This window comes from Halorubellus litoreus, from assembly GCF_037081675.1.
Taxonomy (GTDB): Archaea; Halobacteriota; Halobacteria; order Halobacteriales; family Natrialbaceae; genus Halorubellus; species Halorubellus litoreus.
Map to the genome: position 1 here is coordinate 1 of NZ_JAZAQL010000004.1, position 22,047 is coordinate 22,047.

The 22,047-nt window shown below is 65.5% G+C and carries 19 protein-coding genes; 7 read left to right on the plus strand and 12 right to left on the minus strand.

All coding sequences use genetic code 11. The annotated features are described in order from the left end of the window. Positions 1–186: 186 nt before the first annotated feature. Positions 187–597 (minus strand): ArsR/SmtB family transcription factor, encoded by a 411-nt coding sequence (locus tag VYJ16_RS17810; protein ID WP_336351667.1) that lies wholly within the window; start codon positions 595–597, stop codon positions 187–189. Positions 598–816: 219 nt separating this feature from the next. Between VYJ16_RS17810 and VYJ16_RS17815 the strand changes: the two genes are divergently transcribed. The 3 genes from VYJ16_RS17815 (at position 817) to VYJ16_RS17825 (ending at position 3,768) form a co-directional block, all read left to right on the plus strand. Further along, a complete protein-coding gene (locus VYJ16_RS17815) occupies positions 817–1,713 on the plus strand; it encodes a metallophosphoesterase family protein (protein ID WP_336351668.1) in 897 nt (298 codons plus the stop codon). 556 nt (positions 1,714–2,269) lie between these two features. After that, a complete protein-coding gene (locus tag VYJ16_RS17820) occupies positions 2,270–3,163 on the plus strand; it encodes a ParA family protein (protein WP_336351669.1) in 894 nt (297 codons plus the stop codon). Between the two features lie 2 nt (positions 3,164–3,165). Continuing rightward, positions 3,166–3,768 carry a DUF7970 domain-containing protein gene (locus tag VYJ16_RS17825; protein WP_336351670.1) on the plus strand — a complete coding sequence of 201 codons (603 nt, stop codon included), beginning with the start codon at positions 3,166–3,168 and terminating at the stop codon, positions 3,766–3,768. A gap of 142 nt (positions 3,769–3,910) precedes the next feature. On the opposite strand, the gene VYJ16_RS17830 is transcribed toward VYJ16_RS17825, so the two are convergent. Next, a complete protein-coding gene (locus VYJ16_RS17830; RefSeq protein WP_336351671.1) occupies positions 3,911–4,675 on the minus strand; it encodes a pirin family protein in 765 nt (254 codons plus the stop codon). 176 nt (positions 4,676–4,851) lie between these two features. Here VYJ16_RS17830 and VYJ16_RS17835 point away from each other — a divergent pair, with 176 nt between their 5' ends. Further along, positions 4,852–5,997, plus strand: a complete 1,146-nt coding sequence (locus VYJ16_RS17835; RefSeq protein ID WP_379762807.1) for an oxidoreductase — start codon at positions 4,852–4,854, stop codon at positions 5,995–5,997. Between the two features lie 701 nt (positions 5,998–6,698). Here VYJ16_RS17835 and VYJ16_RS17840 read toward each other — a convergent pair. The 5 genes from VYJ16_RS17840 to VYJ16_RS17860 form a co-directional block, all read right to left on the minus strand. Further along, a complete protein-coding gene (locus VYJ16_RS17840; protein WP_336351673.1) occupies positions 6,699–8,366 on the minus strand; it encodes a thiamine pyrophosphate-binding protein in 1,668 nt (555 codons plus the stop codon). Positions 8,367–8,503: 137 nt separating this feature from the next. Then, a complete protein-coding gene (locus tag VYJ16_RS17845) occupies positions 8,504–8,986 on the minus strand; it encodes a metal-sulfur cluster assembly factor (RefSeq protein WP_336351674.1) in 483 nt (160 codons plus the stop codon). Continuing rightward, positions 8,983–10,056 carry an amidohydrolase family protein gene (locus VYJ16_RS17850; RefSeq protein WP_336351675.1) on the minus strand — a complete coding sequence of 358 codons (1,074 nt, stop codon included), beginning with the start codon at positions 10,054–10,056 and terminating at the stop codon, positions 8,983–8,985. The genes VYJ16_RS17845 and VYJ16_RS17850 overlap by 4 nt, the downstream gene beginning before the upstream one ends. Before the next feature lie 137 nt (positions 10,057–10,193). After that, positions 10,194–11,015 (minus strand): enoyl-CoA hydratase/isomerase family protein, encoded by an 822-nt coding sequence (locus VYJ16_RS17855; RefSeq protein WP_336351676.1) that lies wholly within the window; start codon positions 11,013–11,015, stop codon positions 10,194–10,196. 60 nt (positions 11,016–11,075) lie between these two features. Next, positions 11,076–12,359, minus strand: a complete 1,284-nt coding sequence (locus VYJ16_RS17860) for an MFS transporter (protein WP_336351677.1) — start codon at positions 12,357–12,359, stop codon at positions 11,076–11,078. 221 nt (positions 12,360–12,580) lie between these two features. Between VYJ16_RS17860 and VYJ16_RS17865 the strand changes: the two genes are divergently transcribed. Continuing rightward, on the plus strand, positions 12,581–13,366 hold the full coding sequence (locus VYJ16_RS17865; RefSeq protein WP_336351678.1) for an IclR family transcriptional regulator: 786 nt from the start codon (positions 12,581–12,583) through the stop codon (positions 13,364–13,366). Positions 13,367–13,402: 36 nt separating this feature from the next. Here the strand turns inward: VYJ16_RS17865 and VYJ16_RS17870 are convergent, their stop codons facing one another. The 5 genes from VYJ16_RS17870 to VYJ16_RS17890 all read right to left on the minus strand — a co-directional run bounded on the left by VYJ16_RS17870 (position 13,403) and on the right by VYJ16_RS17890 (position 18,237). After that, positions 13,403–14,128 carry an ABC transporter ATP-binding protein gene (locus VYJ16_RS17870; protein ID WP_336351679.1) on the minus strand — a complete coding sequence of 242 codons (726 nt, stop codon included), beginning with the start codon at positions 14,126–14,128 and terminating at the stop codon, positions 13,403–13,405. Continuing rightward, positions 14,128–14,835, minus strand: a complete 708-nt coding sequence (locus VYJ16_RS17875) for an ABC transporter ATP-binding protein (protein ID WP_336351680.1) — start codon at positions 14,833–14,835, stop codon at positions 14,128–14,130. Before VYJ16_RS17875 ends, VYJ16_RS17870 begins: the two co-directional genes overlap by 1 nt. Before the next feature lie 238 nt (positions 14,836–15,073). Beyond that, positions 15,074–16,045: a branched-chain amino acid ABC transporter permease gene (locus VYJ16_RS17880; protein WP_336351681.1), complete on the minus strand. Its 972-nt coding sequence runs from the start codon at positions 16,043–16,045 to the stop codon at positions 15,074–15,076. Continuing rightward, positions 16,038–16,916, minus strand: coding sequence for a branched-chain amino acid ABC transporter permease (locus tag VYJ16_RS17885; protein ID WP_336351682.1), 879 nt, complete (start codon positions 16,914–16,916; stop codon positions 16,038–16,040). Before VYJ16_RS17885 ends, VYJ16_RS17880 begins: the two co-directional genes overlap by 8 nt. A 10-nt stretch (positions 16,917–16,926) precedes the next feature. Beyond that, positions 16,927–18,237 (minus strand): ABC transporter substrate-binding protein, encoded by a 1,311-nt coding sequence (locus VYJ16_RS17890; protein ID WP_336351683.1) that lies wholly within the window; start codon positions 18,235–18,237, stop codon positions 16,927–16,929. A gap of 927 nt (positions 18,238–19,164) precedes the next feature. Here VYJ16_RS17890 and VYJ16_RS17895 point away from each other — a divergent pair. Both VYJ16_RS17895 and VYJ16_RS17900 read left to right on the plus strand, forming a co-directional pair. Then, complete coding sequence (locus VYJ16_RS17895; RefSeq protein ID WP_336351684.1) at positions 19,165–20,196, plus strand: NAD(P)-dependent oxidoreductase; 1,032 nt, start codon at positions 19,165–19,167, stop codon at positions 20,194–20,196. 57 nt (positions 20,197–20,253) lie between these two features. Beyond that, positions 20,254–21,957 (plus strand): AMP-binding protein, encoded by a 1,704-nt coding sequence (locus VYJ16_RS17900; protein ID WP_336351685.1) that lies wholly within the window; start codon positions 20,254–20,256, stop codon positions 21,955–21,957. Positions 21,958–22,047: the final 90 nt, after the last annotated feature.

The window sequence follows — 22,047 nt, forward strand, 5'->3', positions numbered from 1 at the left end:
AGACGGCGGAGGCGGCCTTTTTCACCCATGTTTTTGCCGCGAGCGGTTCGCGCGGAGCGCGAACCCGAGCGGGAAAAAGATGGTCTGTCTCTACCACTTCGGAGCGCCGTGGTCGGGAGGGTTCTTGTGGCCGCTTCGTGCGCTGCATTCAGCACGGCTCCACCAACCGATCAGGACGGTGCCGAGTCAGTCGCCGACGGTCGACGTCGGCCCTGAGAGATCGAGGAGGTCGATGGCAGTGCGAGTCTGCTCGGTCTGGGCGGCGTCACCGCCGACGACGACGAGGGGGCCGTTGCTAGGTGCGTAGACGTCCATCTCGTTGCCCTTCTCGGAGTACCACTGGTCGACGACGGTGACGAGGCCCGCATTGTGGAGCTTGTCGACGTGGTACGTGACGTTCTGGATGGACGTCTCCACGCGGTCCGCGAGCTCGGATTGGGTGCCCGGCGATTCGTAGAGTTCGTTCAGAATCGAGCGGGCGGTATTGGACGACAGTGCCGCGAACACCGCGCTCGTATCGGTCTCCTCGAGCCCGACCACCTCGGGCTCGGTTGCCTCAGCGTCGGTCGGCACGTCCTGGGGCACCAGCTGGCTCATGTCTCGAGACACGAACGCTACCCGCTCAAGCGCTCTCACTATACGCATGGCCGTGCGGCGACGGTGAGGCTAGATAGATAGCCTCAGCGTCGAATTCGCAGGTTGAGAGGATGAGCGCGGCCTTCCAGAGCGCGTTCCGCCCCATCGCCATCGGAGAGCGAGTGGCGGGATGGCATACACCCGGTAGGCTCATGTCGACGTGTGTGGTGGATTGCAAGCATGCGGCTGCTCGTCTGCAACGACCTGCACCTGAAACCCGATGCGAGCGACCACGACGTCGACGCCATGTCGGTTCCCGACGGCCTCGACGCCGTGCTCGTCGTCGGCGACCTCACGCACCGAGACGGCCCCGACGACGTCCGGCTCGCGCGCGAGTTCGTCGAGCAGTTCGACACGGAGTGTCCGGTCTTCTACGTCCCGGGGAATCACGACCACGCGCCGATGCCGACCAAGGTCGTCGACGAGGTACCCACCGCCCAGTCCGGCCACGAAGCGATCCTCGAACTCGAGGGCCTGACCGTCGTCGGCTGGGGCTGCGAGCAGCGGTCGCTCACGGACGCGCTCGACCAGACCGAGTTCCCCGCTATCGACGCCCGGACCTCACCACGCGGCGAGCGCCGGTACGCGGCCGACCAGGCCGCCGCCGACATCGAAGCCGCCTGTTACGACGTCGTCACCGGCACCGAAACAGTGGCTGGCGTCGCCGAGCGACTGGGCATCGAGTCGGAGAATCACGGCGCGTTTCACCGTGCACTCGACGATATCGCGGAGACCTATAACTCACTCAGCGAACTCCTCGATGGCCGGAGGGACGTGCTATTGGCGTCCCATCTGTCGCCGTTCAACACGTCGTTCGACCGGCATCACTCCAAGGGGACGCGCGAGGAGGACCTCGAGGAACTCCACACCGGGTCGATCGCGCTCAAGCTCGCCGTGCGAACCCACGACGTCTACGGGACCGTCACCGGGCATTCCCACGCGTTCGGCTACGATACCGGCGGCGAGGACGGCGGCCGACCACACTACCTCAATCTCGGATATCGTGGGATGAGCGTGGTCGACGTCGACCCCGATGCAGGCGTGTTCTCGTTCACGCATCCCGACGCTATCCGCTGATACGTCGGAGCGTCGCGGTGTCGGTGCTGTGCGGTTGCCGTGTCGAGGCTGGTTTTGTTCCAGGTCGTCGTCCGTGGGACCGAGTTTGTTTGTGGCGACCGAGTGTCTCTGGCGCGTGCGGTCGTGCTGTCGCCGACTTCGATCATCTAGCTCCAATACCCCAACCAATTACAACCAGCCGTTTGCAACAGCCGTTTGAATCAGACGTTTGCAACAAAAGCAGGTGATAGCTGGAGTCTGCTCCAAAGCGGCCACGACAGCTTGCATCGCCGGTAGCTGCACGTTCCGCCGTTTCGTTCCTATCCAGCGTTCGAATCGTCCGTTCGAGTCATATGCGTGAATCAATCGCCGAAAACAACCGATTGAAGCACTTGCCACAAACTATTAGCACAAACCACCGATACAAACAGCGAGGACAAACAGCTGTTTGAAACAATTGAGCCAAACAACCGTTTGTACCGACTGTTACAAACAGCTATTGCAAGTAATTGGTTGCAGCAATTGGTTGGTTCGACTGAGTGAATTATTTGTAGCAGTAGTTTGTAACAGGTAGCAAATGCTCCCGTATACCGTCTACAGCGAAGCCGGCGGCGTCGGCAAGACGACGCTCGCCGCGAACCTCGCGGTCGCCCACGCCCGCGCGGGCCTCGACGTGCTCGTCATCCCGCTCGACCCGCAGGACGGCGACCTCAGTCACCTCTTCGACATCGACCACGACCGCGCCGACGCCGACGCGGATCACATCGTCCGCCACCTCGTCGAACGCGAGAAGGGGCCCTTCGACGAGCTCATCCACCACGACATCGACCACCCGGGCGTCGACATCATCCCCGAGCACAACATGCTCGACGACCTGGAGGACGTCCTCCAGCGCGAGGCCGACTCCCGGTCGGACTTCGGCGAGAGCTTCCCGAAGTACACCCAGCTCCTGCGGGTGCTTCGCGAGAACGAGGTGAACGAGGAGTACGACGTCGTGATCATGGACCCCCAGGCGTCCCCCGGTGCGGGCGTCTACAACGCCATCGCCGCCAGCGGGAACCTCGTCCTTCCCATCGAGCCGAGCGCGAAAGGCCAGGCGTCCGTGAACGGCCTGGAGGACCTCGTCAGTGGCCTCAGCGAGCAACTCGAGATCGGCGTCGGCGTCCTTGCCGCCGTGCCGAATGGGTTCAGCGGGACGAACGACCAGACAGAGATCCTCGAAGCGGTGCGCGAACTCGGGTACGACGTGCCGGTGGTGTTCCGGCAGCGGAGTTCGCTCTTCGAGGGCTGCTGGCGCCAGAACTGTAGCGCGTTCACGTACGTTCGCGAGCATCGGGACCGCCAGCGGGACCACGAGATGGATACGCTCGCGAAGTTCGACGAGCTCGCCCGGCACATCGAACGGCAGGGCGGCATCGAGGCGCCGAACCCGCCGGAGCCGGGTGAGATAGAGGAGCTCGCGGAGGTGTGACGATGGGGGGCATGAAATCCGGGACTGGTGACGTCTGGGGGAGCGACGACGAAGACGAGGATGAGTCCGTCGAGGACGCCGACGTGGCGGACGCCTCGACGGAGCGTGGTGCAGGTGAACGAGACGCCGAGGAGCGTGACGGAGAACCGGTCGCAGCGGATAGCAATGCATCGACGGACGCGCCGAGCGCGTCGTCGTCGGGCGATTCCGGGGAATCACGTTCGAAGACCACGGCCACCTCGGAAAATGATATAGCGACATCCAGTTCATCGAGGGGCGAGAGCGCCAGCGAGGGCACCACCGAGGGCACCAGCAAGGACACCACCGAGGGCACCAGCAAGGACACCACCGAGAGCGGACAGCCGTACGTGGTGCGGCGGATGCTCAAGGACAAGTCCGTGCAGTTCGAGCGCGACGAACGCCTCACGTTCTTCGTGCACGACGACGTCAAGACCGGCGAGCAGGAACTCGAAGCAGAGACTCAGGGTCGCTTCGGTCGCGACATCCCCGTCTTCGACATCCGCGAAGCCGTCTACCGCGCCGCCCTCCAGAACCGCGAGGACGTCATCAGCGAACTCGAGTCGATGGGCTACACCCGCGACTAGCAGCCCTGTTGTACGTTGGCGACGCCCTCGAACCGAGACCCCGTTCAGTATCCTGGTTCGATGCGGTCGACGAGACTATCGAAGATAAGTTCGAACCTCAATTCCGGATCGAGACCGCGTGATGGCGGCACCGAGTCGTCGGTCAGCGCCCGATGGTGCCCTGCCGCGTGATGGGGGCGTCGGGGTTGATGGTGAACGCGACGATGGTGGCGTCCTCGGTGGCGGTGACCGAGTGGTCCCGGGCGTCGGTGACGAGCGCGCTCTCGGTGTACCCCACGGGCTCGCCGTCGACCTCGACGGCACCGTCGAACACGTAGAGGTAGGTGTGCCAGCCGGGTCGCGACGGGAGTCTGGTCGAGGTACCTGCGTCGAGTCGACAGTCGTGGAGCTCGACGTCGTTGCGGACGTAAAGCGGTGCGTCGGTGCCTTCGGGGCCGAACAGGTGCCGCCATTCGCCGGCGACCGGGTCGGGGATCGGCTCGTGCTGGATGTTCGGTTCGAGGTCGAGCGTGTGCGGGCGGACGAATATCTGGAGCATCCGTAGCGGCGGGTCGTCGGCGAGCGTCTCCTCGGCGTGCCAGAACCCGCTCCCGGCGCCCATCACCATGAGGTGCTCGGGGTCGGTGACGAGGTCGTTGCCGTGGCGGTCGTCGTGCCGCATCACGCCCGCAGGGACCCACGAGATGATCTCCTCGTTGCGGTGCTGATGCATCCGTATCAGGGTCCCGGGGTCCATGAAGGACTCGACGACGGTTGCCAGAGGGCCGTACCCGTGGTCGTCGTGTCCCGGGAGGACGCGGCCGGGGAAGTTGAAGTGGATGCGGAACTGGCCCTGGTGCTGGGAGATATCCGTCCGTGGCGCCGTGTGCAGCCCCGACAGGGCCCCGGTGCGAGAAGCGTCGTCCATGGGGTCGGTACGGGGTGGACTCGTATGGCACCTCGCCTCCCGGCGAAGTCGTGTCAGTGCGCACGGACCCGGCCCGCGATGGAGCACGTCCCGTTCGCGTGGAGGTGCACTGACACGGAGCGCAAGCAGTGGCTTCGGCGGCGATGGGGGTGAGTGGCGTCTGAATCCGAGCGATTATTCGGGGTGGGCTCGTAGTTCGGCGTAACGTGCTATTCGATTCGACGTCTCTTGGGAAGTTGCAGTTCGATAACCGGGTCGGTCTGGCGCCGATGACGCGGGTGAGTGCGACCGAGGACGGCCGGGCGACCGAGCGGATGGCCCGATACTACGCGAAGTTCGCGGAAGGCGGGTTCTCGTTCCTCGTGACCGAGGGCGTCTACACGGACGACGCCTACAGCAAGGGGTACCGGAAGCAGCCCGGACTCGTCACGGACGACCACGTCGACGCGTGGACGGGGGTCACCGACGCCGTCCACGACGAGGGCGGCGCGATCTTCGCGCAGTTGATGCACAGCGGCGCCCAGAACCAGGGGATTCCATCGAGTGCCGAGCAACACACCATCGCGCCGTCGGCGGTCCAGCCCGAGGGCGAGAAGAACGAGGCGTACGGTGGCGACGGCTCGTACCCGAAGCCGAAGCAGGCGACCAAGGCGGACCTGGAGACGGCGCGCGAGGGGTTCGTCGCGTCGGCCCAGAACGCCGCCGAGGCCGGGTTCGACGGCGTGGAGTTGCACGCCGCGAACGGCTACCTCCTCAACGAGTTCCTCTCGGACAAGATGAACCGGCGCGACGACGAGTACGGCGGCGGGCCGGAGAACCGCGTGCGGTATCCCGCCGAGGTCGTCTCGGCCGTCGCCGACGCGGTGCCGGAGGACTTCGTGGTCGGCGTGCGGGTGTCGCAGTCGATGGTGACGGACTACGGCTACGTGTGGCCCGAGGGCGAGGAGGCGGCGGCGGTGTTCTTCGAGGCGCTCTCGGACGCTGGCGCGGACTACGTCCATACGACCGAGCGGTACGCCACGGAACCGACGTTCGGCGAGGACGGGCCGTCGCTGGCGGAGGCTGCCGTGGAGTACGTCACGGACGACACGGTCGTCATCGCCAACGGGTCCCTCGGGACGCCCGAGGCGGCGCGCAAGGTGCTCGCGGACGGCGCCGACCTCCTGACGCTCGGGACGAGCGCGCTCGCCAACCCGGACTGGCCGACGCGCGTCGCTGCAGGCGAGGCGCTCGCGGAGTTCGACCGGTCGACGCTGCTCAAACCGAAGGCCACCATCGGCGACGAGGAACTCTCGGTCGACGCGTCACCGTTCGACGACTGAATCGTTCACGCTTCACGGGGTTCGACGGTCCTTCTACGCAGGGTGACTGACCGCGTGTTCGGACTCCTGTTAAGCTCCAGTGAGTACCGGTGTATAACCGCCTGAGTGACATTTTATTGCTGTCCACACTAACGTGGTGGATCCCTCGAGGTCGGAGGCAGAGCCGATGGGATGTGGTTTTCGAATGGTCCGCACCATCGACGGATACGGCGACGTCGGTGAGACCCTGTCACTCCGTGCGGTCACGAAGGGACAGCACGGAGCGTGGCGTCGATAGCTCGAAGAGCGCCGTGCTGGAGGGGTTGGTTGGTGTAGGGATCGAGGGGCGCGTACCGCCAGTGGCACCGGGCGTTGACGCGAACACAGTGTCGTCGAAAGTGTTCTGGTTCGGGTCCACGTCGCTGTCAGGCTGTAGATCGGGTTGCTGCATCCAGTCGTGAGCCGGCGTTCGACTTCGCCCACCGTTCCGTGACAATATTCTGTACTGTGTTTAGATATGGTAATTCTGTGCGAGGAGGTTGGATGCCGATCTGAATCACGGACCCCTGGCCGTCCGTTCTTGCTCCACCCTGGTCGACCCACTCGATAGGTTCGCCTTGGCGTGATTGTCGGCGATTCTGTGTTCGGTCCGAACGGAACAGCGCCTGGTTCCGCGATCGACGCCCTTTCGGAGGTATCCGCTGGAGGTGGGAGTCGGTGTGTCAGTCCCAGCGTCGGTGTCTGACCTCGCGGTCGATCTTGCAGTCGAGGACAACTGGGGCGTCGGGGCGGTGGCTGATGCTGTCGAGGGCGTCGTCGAGGTCGTCGAGGGTGGTGACGGTGTGGCTCTGCGCGCCGAACGCGGTTGCGACGGCGGTGAAGTCGGGTGCGGGGACGATTCCCGAGTCGGTGTGGCCGCCTTTGCCGTGTAGTTGTGCGTATTCGGCGCCGAGCGCGTCGTCGTTCATGGCGACGAGGACGAGTGGGGCGTCGTGGCGGACGGCGGTCTCGAGTGCTTGAATGGACATCATGAGGCCGCCGTCGCCGCAGAACGCGACGGTGGTCTCGGCGTCGGTGGCGGCGAGTGCGGTGCCGATACCGGCGGGGAGGCCGAGGCCGATGGAGCCGAACTGGATTGGCCAGACGAGCGAGTCGGGGTCGGGGACGGTGATGCCGTCGAACACCCAGTACGCGAAGTGACCGGCGCCGACGACGACGTTGCGGTCGGCTGGGAGTGCGTCGTCGAGTCTGGGGAGGAGGTCGCGGGGGTCCATGCGTCCAGGGGTCTGTGGGTAGTCGCGGTCCGGGAACCGTGGGGCGTCGGCGATGCGACGGCGGAGATTCTGTGTCCAGAACGTCTCGGAGAAGTCGACGTCTAGCTCGGCGAGTGCGGTCTCGAATCGGTCGACGGTGAGGCGAGCGTCGCCGGGGATGGCGACGTCGACTGGCGTGTGCTTCCCGATGTGGCTGGGGTCGGCGTCGATGTGCGCGATGGTGGCGTCGTCCGCGAAGACGTGGCCGTCGTCGGTGGTGTAGTCGGTGAGGCTCGCGCCGACCGCTAGGACGAAGTCGCTCTCGACGACGAGTTCGTTCGCGAGCGGCGCGCCGATGTTCCCGACGAACCCGGGCGCGTAAGGGTGGTCGTCGAACGGTCCCTGGCCGCGGAGGGTGGTGGCGATGATGGCGCCCATGCGTTCGGCGAGCGTTTCGATGGCGTCGACGGCGTTCGCGGTGTACGCGCCGCGGCCGGCGAGGATGGTCGGTGGGTTCGTCGCGCCGGAGTCCAGGTACGCGTCGACGAGGGCGTCGACGTGCCCGGGGTCGGGAGCGAGCGGCGGCGCGGCGGTGCGTTCGCGTTCCCCGGGTGCGGGCGTCGTCGGCCAGTCTCCGTGGCCGACCGTGGCCTCGATGACGTCCCAGGCGATCTGGACGGCGATGGGGCCGTGGCCAGCCCGGAGGTCGTGGAAGGCGTCGTCCAGCGTCTCGACGACGGCGTCTGTGTCGCGGACGCTCCTGGCGTCGCCGACGGTCGCCTCGAGGAAGGACTGTTGACTGAACCCTTTGAGGTCGCTCGTGGCGGTCGTCGGCGTCTCGGCTGTGACGACGAGCAGGGGTGAGTCCTGTTTGGCGGCGGTGACGAGCGCGGTGCCGGTCTGGGCGAGTGCTGGCCCGCGGCCGACGACGGCGACGGCGACCTCGTTCGTGGTCTGCGCGTAGCCGTCCGCCATCGCTATCGCGAGCTGTTCGTGCCGGCACTCCACGACCTCGACGTCGTCGTACGTGGCCTGGATACCGGACGTGATGTCCATCACGTCTTCGGAGAGCAGCGTGAACACGGTGTCGACGCCCTGGGTGTGGAGGTACTCGCCGATACCGTCAGCGACGTGCATCTGACTCCCTCCTCGTCGCGGTCGGTTCGCTCAGAGACAGCATTCGTTGAGTGTGTGTCCCACACACGCTTAACGTTTGTAGTGCGGACGGGGGGCGAGAGCGGGTCGACCCCGTGTGGGTTTTGCGGGAGTCTCGCTCATTCGCTTTCGGACGAGTCACGATAGAGTGCCTTCTTTCGGTGTCGTTCCACGTACGCCTGGCGGACCTCGTCGCGGCGACGCTTCGCGGCGTCGGTCATCATCGTCTCGGTCCACTCGAACCCGTTGTCGGTGCGGACGTCGACGGTGTCGACGCCTTGGAGGTCGCCGACGTGGGTCTCGATCGCTTCGTGGAAGTACGCGACCATGTCACAGGCCGGTGTCGTCAGCATCAGGTCGACTATCACGTGGTCGCCTGCAACCTGGATGTCGTCGACGAGCCCCATCTCGACGACGTCGAGGTTCGACCCGTTCGCGCCACTGCACGGGTCGACGACCGCCCGGAGCGCCGCTTCGACGCGGGCAACGCGTGGCCTCTCGCTGCCGTCGAAGTCCGCGACCACCTCGATCGGGTCCTCCACGTCGACGGTAGAGGAATCGTTCGCGCCACCCCCGCCGTTGCGGTCGTCGAGCGTCGTCATGCGTCCACCTTCTCGAACGTCGTCGTCGAATACGGCTCCTCGGGGGCGCCGCGGTCGGCGAACTCGTCGTCGGCCTGCGCCGCCTGGATCGCGTCTATGTCGAGGCCGTGTGCGTCGGCGAGGTTCTCGCCGAGCATCTTCCGCTTGTCCTCGTCCGTGATCTGGTAGGTACCGCCCATCCACTCCATCTCCGGGAAGTCGAAGTTCCAGAACGCCTCCAGGAGGAGTTGCGGGTGGAACTGCGGGACGCCGCTCCCCCACATGATCTTCTCGATTGACTTCTTCCCGCCCATCCAGAGCAGGTCTCGCATCGTCTCGACGAACGAGTTCGGCGAGAGCGCCGCCTCGATGGCCGTAATCTCGAGGTTGACGTAGATGTTCGGGTGGAAGGCCAGTTGCGTGCCGGCCTCCTCGGCGAACGTCAGGCCGCCGTGGACGATCTCGAAGTTCAGGTCCGGGAAGCTCGACGCGGCCTCGTCGACGTCCTCGATGCGGTACGGGTCCATCGGGACGGAGCCGAGCGGCACCGACTTGTGGACGGCGATGACGTCGAGCCCGAGATCGGCGGCGTGCTCCCAGAGCGGGAACGCGAGGTCGGCGTCGTTCATCCTGAAGTCGCGGAGGCTGTCGCCCTCCCAGTAGGACGGGTAGACCTTCACGCCATTCGGGTCGAACTCCTCGACCTGCCGCGTGAGTTCGGCCTTCGGGTCCTCCATCCCGAAGAGGTCGACGCTCGCCATCGCACCCGTCCGTGTGGGGTGTGCGTCGTGGAACGCCCTGGCCTTGTCGAGGCCTGTGAGACCGTCGTGGAACACGGATATCGTCTGTGGGTGGAAGACGGTGTAGTCGACCTGGCTCTCGCGGAACAGCATGTTCGCGGAGTCCTCGGCGCTCATGTCCGTCTTCACGGACTCGGCGGTGCGTCGGTAGTCGACGGGCATCGAGGATTCGAGTGCAGCGATGTTGTCCGCGAGTTTCTCTGCGTGTCGTTCGATTCGGAAGTTCGATGGATGGAGGTTGTAGGCGTGCGACACACCGTCGGCTACGAACACCTCGTCCAGAGAGGCCATGCAAGAGACTCACAGGCAATGTGCATAAACCTTGACCCGGGCATACCAATCGCCGTGCACATCGCAGGCATACGTAGCCAACAGGTCGCTCGCCGACATACAGCCAACTGGTCACTCGCCGACACACGGTCGGCAGGTCAGTCGTCGTCATCGCGGGCGGACGGAAATTCGGGGTCGCGGTCCTCGATTATCGCCCGCACGCCCTCGGTGTGGTCGGGGTTGCTCGCCGCCATCGCCTCCAGCGCGTTCGCCTCGCCGCGGAACTGCGTCATCGAGAACTCCACCCACCGGTTCAGGACGAGCTTCGTGTACTGGATGGCGTACTGGGGGCCGCTCGCGAGCTTGTCGATCATCTCGTCGACCTTCGCGTCGAGCTCGTCGTGTGGAACGACGTGGTTGACGAGCCCGTACTCCTTGGCCTCCTCGGCGTCCAGCAGTTCGCCGGTCATGAGGAGTTCCTTGGCCTTGTAGAGGCTCATCGAGTGCGGCCAGAGGATGCTCGTCGTCGGGACCGACAGGCCGACGTTGACGTGCGTCGTCCCGATTCGGGCCTCCTCGCTCGCGATGATGATGTCGCCGAACCCCGCTATGACCGCGCCACCGCCCGCGGCGACGCCGTTCAGGCGGACGATGAGTGGCTGTCTGAGGTCGAGGATGCTCCGGTAGAGGAAGTCGCCGGGTTCGTTGTTCCACCAGTCGTGGGGGTCCTCGCGCTCGTCCTCCCAGTCGTCGAAGTCGCCGCCCGCGGAGAACGCCTTCCCGTTCCCGGTGAGGACGACGACGCGAGCGTCCGACTGGTTCGCGTCGATGAACGCCGACCGCATCTCCGCCATCAACTGGTGGTTCCACGCGTTGTACTTCTCGGGGCGGTCCATCGCGATGCGGTAGACGTCCGCGACCTGTTCGGCCTGGACGTGCTCGTACTCTCCCTCTACGTACTTCTGGGCGGGTCGAACCATACTGAGTCATCCCGCGATGCGATGTTAACTCTTTGGGAGATAATGACGCACAGGGTGCGTTCAGGCGTCGTCTCCCGGGACAGAGCTCGCTTCGTCGTCCCAAGCCTCGGCGTCGACTGGGGGCGAGCGACTCGCGACGAGGAGACACGCGACGCCGCCGAGGCCACCGACGACTGCGGTGCCGATGCCCGCGAGCCGTATCGCGCCGGTGAACCCGAGCGTCGGCGTCAGGAACGTGATGAGTGCCCCCATCGCGAGCGGCGTCGCGGTGTCCATCACCCGCCCGCCGCTCTCGGCGACGCTGACCAGGCCCGCTCTGAGTGATTCCGGGGCGACGCCCGTCAGGAGGCTCCGGTAGAGCGACAGCACCACGCCGAATCCGAGTCCGAGCGTCGCGATGCCGACGGCAGCGACGGCGAGCCCGGGGGCGTACAGGACCACCAGGAAGCCACCGCCCAGGGAGAGGTTCGCCACGATTAGCGGGACGAGGCGGCTGTCGTAGACGGAGGTGATGCGGCCGGCCTGGCTGGCCGCGGTGGCGAAGCAGACGCTCCCGATACCGGCCAACACGCCGGCCTGGACGGACGTCCCGCCGAGCAGTCGGACGACGATGAGCGAGTTGTAGGTGAGGAACGCGATCCAGACCATCGTCCCGAGGGCGCGGGCGACGACGAACATGAGGACGCGGCGTCGGCGGACGAGCGAGAGCATCTCGCTGGCGTACGCTCGCGCGGACTGCGAGGACTTGCCGACGGCGTCGGACGGTTCCGTGAAGTAACGGTGGACGAGCGCGGCGATGGGGATGGCGAGCGCGTACAGGAGGAACGGGAACTGCCACGCGATGGCGACGAGGACGCCCGCGGCGACGGGGGAGAGCGCAGAGCTGACCCCCGAGCCAGTGAACCGGAAGCCCTGGCCGGCTGCCTCGGTCGTTCCGTCGTAGAGGTCGCCGATGCTGGTGATGATTATCGGGATGAGGCCGCCCCACGCCGTCCCCTGGACGACGCGGAGGACGAGTGCGACCTCGAAGTCGGTCGTGAACGCGATCGCGGCCCCGGTGGTTCCGAAGAGCAGCAGGGAGTAGACGAGGACGCGCTTTCGGCCGATGCGGTCGGCGAGGACGCCCGCGACGACGATCATGACGATAGCGGGTGCGGTGAACGCGGACATCATCAGCCCGATGTTGCCCGGGGTGGCGCCGAGCGGGTCGATGAGGGATTCGAGGATGGCCGCCATGACGGCGACGCCGAGTGGCGCGGTGAGGTTCGCGAGGAGTAGCAACTGGAAGTCGGTCTCGCGAAGGAGGGTTGCCTCCTCGCCGAACAGCGTTCTGAGCGGTTCCACGTACTGTGGATAGTCGGTGCAGTTCGATTAAATACCTATGGTTTCGGCCGTCGGTTGCGAGCGCGGCCCGGCGGACGACCGAAGGGGGTGGTGAGGGACGGCCAGCCGGTGGGTCGCCGTCGCGTGGGCTACTGGCCGGTATCGAACCGGGATACGGTAGCGCCCTGAACGGGCGTTCACGAGACGCAAACGATAAGCCCGATGACGCCCATTGCTAGCGCATGTCGCAGCCAGGCCACATCCGGGGCGAGGGCGGGTCCGACGAGGTCCAGTCGGTGAAGACCATGTTCGACGTCCTCGAAGCCATCCAGGAGAACGGCCCGATGGGCGTCACCGAACTCAGCCGCGAACTGGACATGTCCAAGGGCGGCGTCCATCGCTACCTCAAGACGCTCGTCAGCGAGGGCTACGCGGTCAACGACGACGGCCGGTACGACCTCGGCCTCAGGTTCCTCATGCTCGCCGGGCACGTCCGCCAGAGCTTCCCCCACAACGACCTCATCGAGGAGAAGGTCAAGGAACTCGCGAACGACACCGGCCAGCGCGCGCAGTTCCTCGCCGAACAGCACGGCTACGGCATCTACCTGTACCGCGAGCGCGCCACCCGCGCCGCGAAGTTCGAGGCCGCCATCGGGAAGACCGTCCACCTCCACACGACCGCCGCCGGGAAAGCGATCCTCGCACACATGCCGCGCGAGGAGGTCGAGGCCATCATCGAGCGCCACGGATTGGTCGCGAAGACCGAGAACTCGATCACCGACCGCGAGACGCTGTTCGAATCGCTCGAGGAAGTCCGCGAGCAGGGGTACGCCCTGAACGAGGCCGAACACCTCACTGGACTGCACGCCGTCGGCGTCCCCGTCTTCGACTCCGACGACACAATCCTCGGGGGGATGAGCGTCTCCGGCCCCAGTCACCGCATCAAGGAGCTGATGACCGACGACTCCATCCAGCAGACCATCCTCTCCGTGGCCGAAGAGGTCGAACTCGGCATCAAGTACTCCTGATCAAGCCCAGACGGAATCCGGCCGCCGCGGGCTGGTTCAGACCTCCTGTTCGGACCCGCCGAGGTAGGCGGCACCGAGGTCCTCGTCCTCCAGGAGGCGGCGACTCTCGGCCTCCAGTCTGACGCCGCCGTCGCGGATGACGTACGCGCGGTCGCTGTTCTCCAGGAGCTTCGGGACGTTCTGTTCGATGATGAGCAGCGAGATGTCGCGCTCCTCCTGGATCTGGCGGACCTTCCTGAAGATGTCGTCGACGTACTTCGGCATCAGGCCCGCGCTCGGTTCGTCGAACAGGACGAGGTCGGGCGCGGTGACGAGCGCCCGGGCCACGGCGACCATCTTCTGCTCGCCGCCACTCATCTTGTACACCTTCTGCGACAGTCGCTCCTGGAGCTTCGGGAACAGTTCGAGGAGTGGCTCGACGTTGCGCTCGTACTCGTCGTCGGTGACCGTGAACGCGCCCATGCGGAGGTTCTCCTCGACGGTCATCTTCGGGAAGACGTTGTCGTTCTGGGGGACGTACCCGATACCCTCCTTCACGAGGTCCGAGGACGCGGTACCGCCAATCTCTCGGCCCTGGTAGCGGATCGAGCCGGACCACGGCTCCAGGTAGCCCATGATGGCTTTGAAGATGGTGGACTTACCCGCGCCGTTCGGGCCGACGACGCCGACGATCTCCTCGTCGGCGACCTCGAGGTCGACGCCTTCGAGGACGGGAACGTCGCCGTAGCCCGTGTGGAGGTCCTCGATCTCGAGGAGCGCCATCACATCGCACCTCCGAGGTAGGACTCGACGACGCGTTCGTCGGTCCTGACGTCGGCGGGTTCACCCCTGACGAGGAGTTTCCCTTCCGCCATGACGATGACGTCGTCGCAGAGCGCCGCGATCTCGTCGATCTCGTGGTCGATGAGGAACACGGTGGCTTCCTCCTCGTCGCGGAGTTGTCGGAGGAGTTTCGCGATGTCGCTCACGAGCCCCGGGTTGACGCCGGCGAACGGTTCGTCGAGCATGATGAGGTCGGGTTGGAGCATCAGCGTCCGTGCGATACCGAGGAGGACTTGCTGACCGCCCGAGAGTTCCTCACCGAACGCGTTGCGGTGCTCGTCGAGTTCGACGAGCGAGAGGAGTCTGTCGACCTCCGCGGCGGTGTCGGCCGCGGGGCTCGGGACGACCTCGAGGTTCTCCTGGACGGTCATCTTGTCGAAGATTCGAGCGTGCTGGAACGTCCGACCGATGCCGCGCTGGGCGACCTCGTAGGACTCCAGGCCCGTGATGTCGGTGTCGCGGAATCGGACCGTGCCGCCGTCCGGCCGTATCAGTCCCGTGATGAGGTTGAATGCGGTCGACTTCCCGGCGCCGTTCGGGCCGATCATTCCCGTGATCGAGCCCGCTTCGACGTCCATGGTGAGACCGTCGACTGCGACGACCGCCCCGAATGACTTCTTGAGGCCGTCGACTTCCAGGATGGGCATGTGTGGTATACACACCCACCAGTCACTTAAATTGAACGTATGGGACGTGTCACGTTCGCCACTGAACCGTCACCACCGAGTCCCGGGACACCCGGTCGACCACCAACATGCATCGCTAATCGGCCTGTGAGGGCGTCCGCTATCGGGGCGGGACGATCCGAAAGAAGGAGGTGGGAGACGACAGCACTGGCGGCGGGAATCGAGGCGCCGACCCGGAGTCGTCCGGGCCGGCACCCGCTCAGATCTGGCGTGTTCGAGGCAACACCTCCATGTCTTTGAGTTTGCTGATGATGCCCTCGGGCATCTGGACGATGACGAGGACGAGGAACAACCCGAGCAGTATCAGGTTGAGGTTCGGGAACTCCAGCCAGAGGAGTTCCTGCATGGGGATGAGGACGAGCGCGCCGAGCACCGGCCCCCAGACGGTCCCGATACCGCCGAGGATCGCGATCAGGATCAGCGTGATCGTGATGTCGACGGAGAAGACGGTTCCCGGAAAGACGAACCCGAGGCTCAGCGCGAACGCTCCGCCGGTGAGCGTCGTCAGGAGGCCGTGCACGCAGAACGCCGACATCTTGTACTTCAAGGGGTTCACGCCGACCGCCCGCAGCGCCTCCTCGTCCTCGCGGATCGCGAGCATCCGCAGCCCGAACGTCCGCGTCGCCGTCTCGTAGGTGACGACGATGCTCACGAGCGCGAGCGCCGCGAACAGCAGGTACGTGACAGTCAACGACGTCCCCGAGAGGTTGACACCACCGGATCCGCCGAGGAGGTTGTCCTCGATGAGGATGGCCTCGTGGACGGCCTCCGCGAACAGGAGCGTCCCGATCGCGAAGTAGATGCCGTTCAGTCTGAGGAGAATGAATCCAGTGATGGCGGCGGCGACGACGCCGACGATGGCCGCACCCGCGAGCGCGGCGTACCACGGGAAGTTCATGTGTATCGAGAAGAACACCGTCCCGTACGCGCCGATACCGATGAACATCATCGGCCCGAACGTCGGATAGCCGGTGTACCCGCTCAGGTAGTTCCAGGCCGCGGCGAGCGCGACGAACATGTAGAGGCTGTACAGGACCTTGATCCAGAACGTGTTGACGAGGAAGGTCACGCCCCAGATGAGGAGTGCGCCGACGACGATCGCTGCGTAGAACAGCGTCCGGTCGGTCGGGTTCCCGACCGCGTCCAGGACGGTCTCGGTGGAGCTAGCCATGGCGTGCCTCCGGTTCCCCGAGCAGTCCCTCCGGTCTGACGAGCAGTATCACGGCGACGCTGAGGTAGAGCACGAAGAACATCTCGTGCGACCCGACGTAGAATATGGTGAACACCTCGAACAGCGCGACGACGACGCTCGCTATCATGGTGCCCGCGAGACTCCCCATGCCACCGAGGACGATGATGACGAACAGGAGGAGCAAGATCGGTTGGGCACCGATGGGGGAGATGCTGTACACCATGAGGTACGCGACGCCGGCGATGCCCGCGAGCGTTGCGCCGATACCCATCGTGATGGCGCGGATCTGCTTCGTGTTGATACCGCAGGCTTCGGCGAGGTCGGGCTCCTGGGCGGTCGCGCGGATCGCGCGCCCGTACGTCGACCGGTCGAGGAACACGAGCAGGCCGACACCGAAGACGAGCCCGAGGACGCCGGCGACGAGCCGGTTCAGGCCGACGGTGGCCGTGAGGATCTCGATGGACTCGTTCAGGTACGGGATGGAGCGACTGATGCCAGTGAACTGCTGGAGGAGTGCGCCCTCAAGCATGAGTGCGATCCCGAACGTCAACAGGAGGCTGTATATCTCGTTGTCGCCGATGACGTACTCGACGGCGAGCACGTGCATCAGGTACCCGAGCACGAACATTGCGGGGATGACGGCGAAGATGCTGAGGACGGGGTCGACGCCGAATTCGGTGAACGCGTACCAGCTCATGTAGCCGCCGAGCATCACGAACCCGCCGTGGGCGATGTTGACGACCTCGAGCACCCCGAAGATGAGGGAGAGGCCGAGGGACGCGAGCACGTAGATGCCCGCCAGTAACAGGCCGCTTACGATGAGCGCGAACGTGGTGGTGGCGAGACTCATCAAGTCTCACCTACGGCCAGGGCTTGGGGTACTGGAGGTCCGTCTCTTTGACGTCCTCGGGTGCGACCAGCGGTTTCTCGTTGCCCTGCCACTGGGTCTCCTTCCAGTCGTATCCCTGCTGGATGCCTCTGTCGTTGAACTCGGAGGTCCCCAGGATGGTCTGGACGCTAGAGTCGAGGAGCCACTGGCGGAGCGTGTCGCCGTCCTTGGCGTCGTTCCCGAGGCTGCGAATGGCTTCGCCGAACACCTGGACGGACCCCCATCCCATCGCGGCGTGTTCCGCGAGGTTGAGGTCGGATTGCTCCTGGTACAGGCGCTTGAACTCGTCGTTGCCTTCGAGTTCGACGTTCGCGTTCCAGACGACGGGCACGCACGTCCAGTCGAGGAGTTCCTGCCCGAGTGCGTCCTGGACGTCCTGCACGCCCGCAGTGACGGAGGATACCAGGGTGGGTTCCCAGCTGGAGTTGTTGATGGCGCGCATCTGTGCGATCACGGAGTTCGGGTAGTTGAACGACACCAGCGCGTCTGCGCCCTGTTCTTCGGCGCGGAGGACGAACGAGGAGAAGTCCTGCTGGTCGTTCGAGTGGGTGTCGTTGTACACGATGTTCAGGTCGTGGTCGGGTGCGACCTCGTTCACGAAGTTCCCCTTGCTCTGGCTGGTCCAGTCGAGGTCGACGCCCCAGGTTGCGACGTCGGTGACGCCGGCCTGGTTGAGGAGGCTCGCGGTGGTGTTGCGTGCGAGCGTCGGCTGGAACTGGAACGCGTAGTCGAACGAGCCGTGCATCTCGAAGTTGACGCCCGAGGAGTTGATGATGGGGATGCCGGCGTCCTCGGCGGGGGGTGCGGCGGCGCGCATCATCGGGGAGCTGTACGCGCTGATGATGAAGTCCTTCTCGTCGCTGACGAACCGGCTGGCGAGCCGGTTCGCACGGGCTTCGTCGGACTCGTTGTCCTCTATCTGGAAGTTCACCATGTGGCCGTTGATGCCGCCAGCGTCGTTGACCTTCTTCTCCCAGGCCCTGTAGGACGGGACGAACAGCGAGCCGGCGCCGGAGAAGCGGCCGGAGAGCGGGACCGAGACACCGATGTTGAACTCTTCGGGCTCTTGTTCGGTGGTATCCGTTCCGTCGCCGCCGTTGCCGCCGTTGCCGCCGTTGCCGCCGTCGCCGCCGTCGCCGCCGTCGCCGCCGTCGCCGCCATCACCGTCGTTGCCTTCGTTGATGCCGGTACATCCCGCGAGACCGATCGCGACGCCCGTGCCGCCGATGGTACGGAGTATCGTCCGTCGGTCCGTTCCCTTACTGTGGCTGTGTCTCGTCATACGCTAACCTGACCCATGCCCCCCAAGTATTAAACGTTAAGGTTAGCTCTCGGCCGGCATACATTTTCAGCGTCGCGTGCGCCGGTCGTCGACGGCGCTACCCGGATGGAACTGCGGCGCGCGGTGCGCTTTGGCGGTATCCCTTAGCTCTGGGATGCGAGTACCAGGAAAGCTGACGTTTTACCCCGAACGGACGTTCGCGATGCATGAACACATCGGCCACGATACTTCCGTTACAGCACTATGGGTGTAACGTATGGCAGTCTCTCGACCCTCGACCGGACTCACAGGAAGGGCCAACCGGCTGCAGAGACCGCCCTTCAGGCGCAGGGACGGCAGAGAAGCGCCCTGACGCAGCGATACCGGGTGCAAACAACGAGAGAGCTGTTCGGGTATCGCGAACGGACGCGACCGTCCACGACACAACCACCTTATACGGGACACCACGGTCGAAGGCGTGAAACCTCCGCTAGCGGGTTCTCCACCGGGCCAGGGGCCATCGTTCGCATCTCGTGAACGCAACGGCCTCCTATCGCAGGCCATCCATCTCGCGTCTTCCACTGGCAGCACCTCGGCGCCCGTCGAATCCACGCATCATCAAGGCTTCCTGACAGCAAGCGCCTGGCGACACTCTGTCACTACCTAGCACACCTCGTTCTGGAATCGTGAACCGCTGAGAACCACGACCTCACACCAATCAGCGCCCCAAACACCACCACCGCCGCCGGCGCGCGCACCCAACCCCCGGCCCGCCGAACGCGCTCTCAGCCGACACAGCACCGACGCATCACCACCGGCCCACAACCGCCAACAACTCACAACCGCCACCGACTCACAGCCACCACCCTCACCATCGGTCTATTGCAGCGACACTGATAGCCTGGCAGGCGAACTACTATGCGCGAGCCAACCGAACGCTCCTCCCGGATGCCATCCTATACCGTCTACGTTCCACGGGCAGACGATAGCGTTCCCGAACGCGACTTCCGACGCGGATTGGACCCACTCCTCGACCACCCCGACGTCGAAGTCACCTACTGCCCGGGACGCGACTACGACGCCATCGAACCCGACGAGGTCCCCGGCGCGAACGCCATCATCGCCATCCAGGAACGCGTGACCGCCGACCTCGTCGCAGCACTCCCCACGCTCGAGATCGTCGCCGCGTTCGGTGCCGGTCTCGACCACATCGACGTCCCGGCTTGCACCGAGCACGGCGTGACCGTCGTGAACGCCCCACAGCCCGTCCGGGACGCCGTCGCCCAATCGACGCTCGGGATGCTCCTCTCGTGCGCGAGCAACCTCCACGGGTTCGACGCGCGCATCCGCCGGGACGGCTTCGACGGCCGATACGAGAACATGGGCGTCACGCTCTACGAGAAGACCGTCGGCATCGTCGGAATGGGGCTCATCGGCACGCGCCTCCTCGACCTCCTCGACCCGTTCGACGTCGACGTCCTCGTACACGACCCCTACCTCGAGGAGCGCAACGCGGACCGCCTCGGCGTCGACCGCGTCTCGCTCGACGCGCTCCTGGCGCGCGCGGACTTCGTCTCCCTGCACTGCCCGCTCACGGACGAGACCCGCGGCATGCTCGGCCCGGACGAGTTCGAACGCATGCAGGACACCGCGTACCTCGTCAACGCCGCCCGCGGCGGCCTCTACGCGGACGCGGACCTGACGGCCGCCCTCCGGGCCGGGGAGATAGCGGGCGCCGCGATCGACGTGTTCGAGGACGAACCCGACGTCGACGACAATCCACTGCTGGCCGTGGAGGACTGTCTCCTCACGCCGCACACGTCCGGCCTCCTCATCGAGACGACCACCGAACAGGGGAACCTCGTCAGCGAGTCGATACTCCAACGGTCCCGGGGGGAACCCCCGAACAACATCGTGAATCCGGAAGCCTACGACGGTCCCGTTGCCGGATCCCTGCACTCTCCGACCTACCGGTCGTGAACGGCGAGTTCACCCCTCAGGCGTAGGTTTAAATAACTGGGCGCGGTTTCAGATGCTATGGCCGAGCAGTCCGTCGTAGACCCCCCTGGGCCGCTCAAAGAGCGCACCATCAACGACTTCCTCACCCATCGGGCGACACACCAGGCGACCACTCCCTACGTCATCTACGGGAACGCGGGGCGGACCGTCACCTATCGGGAGATGAACGACGTCGCGAACACCATCGGGCACAACCTACGGGCGCTCGTCGACGGCACCGACCAGCGGAACGTCGCCGTCATGATGCAGAGCCAGCTGCCGATACTCCAGGCGTTCCACGGGATCCTGAAGGCCGGAATGGTGTACGCGCCGGTCCACCACGAGTACAAGGGCGAGAACCTCAGCTACCAGCTCACGGACTCCTCGGCCGCCGTCGTCGTCATCGACGACCGCTACGTCCACCGCCTGAACGAGGTCCAGGCAGACCTCAGGGACGACCTCCGAGTCATCGTGCGGACGACCGACGACGAGAGCGAACCGCTCGCGGACGGGTTCGACCGACTGTCCTTCGACGAACTCACGACGGGACCAACGGCCGAGCCGGACGCGGACGTCGCGTGGGAGGACATCGCGACGATCATCTACACGTCGGGTACGACCGGTCGACCGAAGGGCGTCCTTCACTCGCACCGGCAGGTTCTCGTGTTGTTCGGTGCGCTCAAGGCGACGTTCATGTCCGCCGAGGACATCGTCCACAACAACCTGCCGTTGTTCCACGTCGGCGGCCTGTACGGGAACGTCGTCGCGACGCTACTGGCCGGGGCGACGGTCGTCTGCTGGGACAAGTTCAGCACGAGCGAGTTCTGGAACCGCGTCGACGAGTACGGGGCGACGCGGGCGGTCATCTTCTCGTCGATGATAACGTGGCTCGACAACCAGCCGCGGACGGACACCGACCACCACAACACGCTCAACAAGGTCACGTTCGTCCCGCTCGTCGACGAGTACGAGGCCATCGCGGAACGGTTCGGGTTCGACATCGTCGATACCTACTACGGGCAGACCGAGATCGGATTGAGCGTTGCGGGCGCCATCCGTGCGGCGACGGGCGAGCACGCGACGCCGGCCGAGTACAGGCAGGGACGGTCGCCGGATGCGGTCGTCCGGGCGGCCGAGTCGAAGGGCATCCCAGTGGTCGACGAGGCACCGGGGACGAACTGGGCGGGGAAGCCGGCGAGTCCGGTGGAGGTCGCGCTCCTGAACGAGCACGACGAGCGACTCGGGGCCGGGGAGGTCGGCGAACTCGCCGCCCGTCCGGAGGAGCCGTCGATGATATTCCAGGGGTACGTGAACAGTCCGGCGGAGACGCTCGAGACCTGGGGGAACCTCTGGCATCACACCGGGGACGCGCTCGAACGGGACGCCGACGGTCACTACTACTTCGTGGACCGCATCGACGACGTGATCCGGCGGCGCGGCGAGAACATCGCGACCGCGCAGATCGAGGAGCCCCTGAAGAAGCACGCGTCCATCGAGAACGTCGCCGCGTTCTCGGTGCCGGCGGTCGACGGGGCGGAGGACGAGGTGGCCATCGGCGTCGTGCTCGCCGACGGCGTCGCGCTCGACGAGGCAGCCATCCGTGCCATCGCTGCGGACCGTCTGCCGCGGTTCATGGTGCCGCGGTACGTCGAGATCGTCGACGAGATGCCGAAGACGGACACGGCGAAGATAGAGAAGTACAAGCTCAGGGACCAACTGATAGCGCGAGAGGGCCTCGAGTGAGGGGGTGTCGCGGTCGCGAGTGCGAGACCGCCGAGGCGGCGAGTCGCAGTCCGCGTCGTGCGCGGACCGCTCGTATTGGCATGCGTTGAG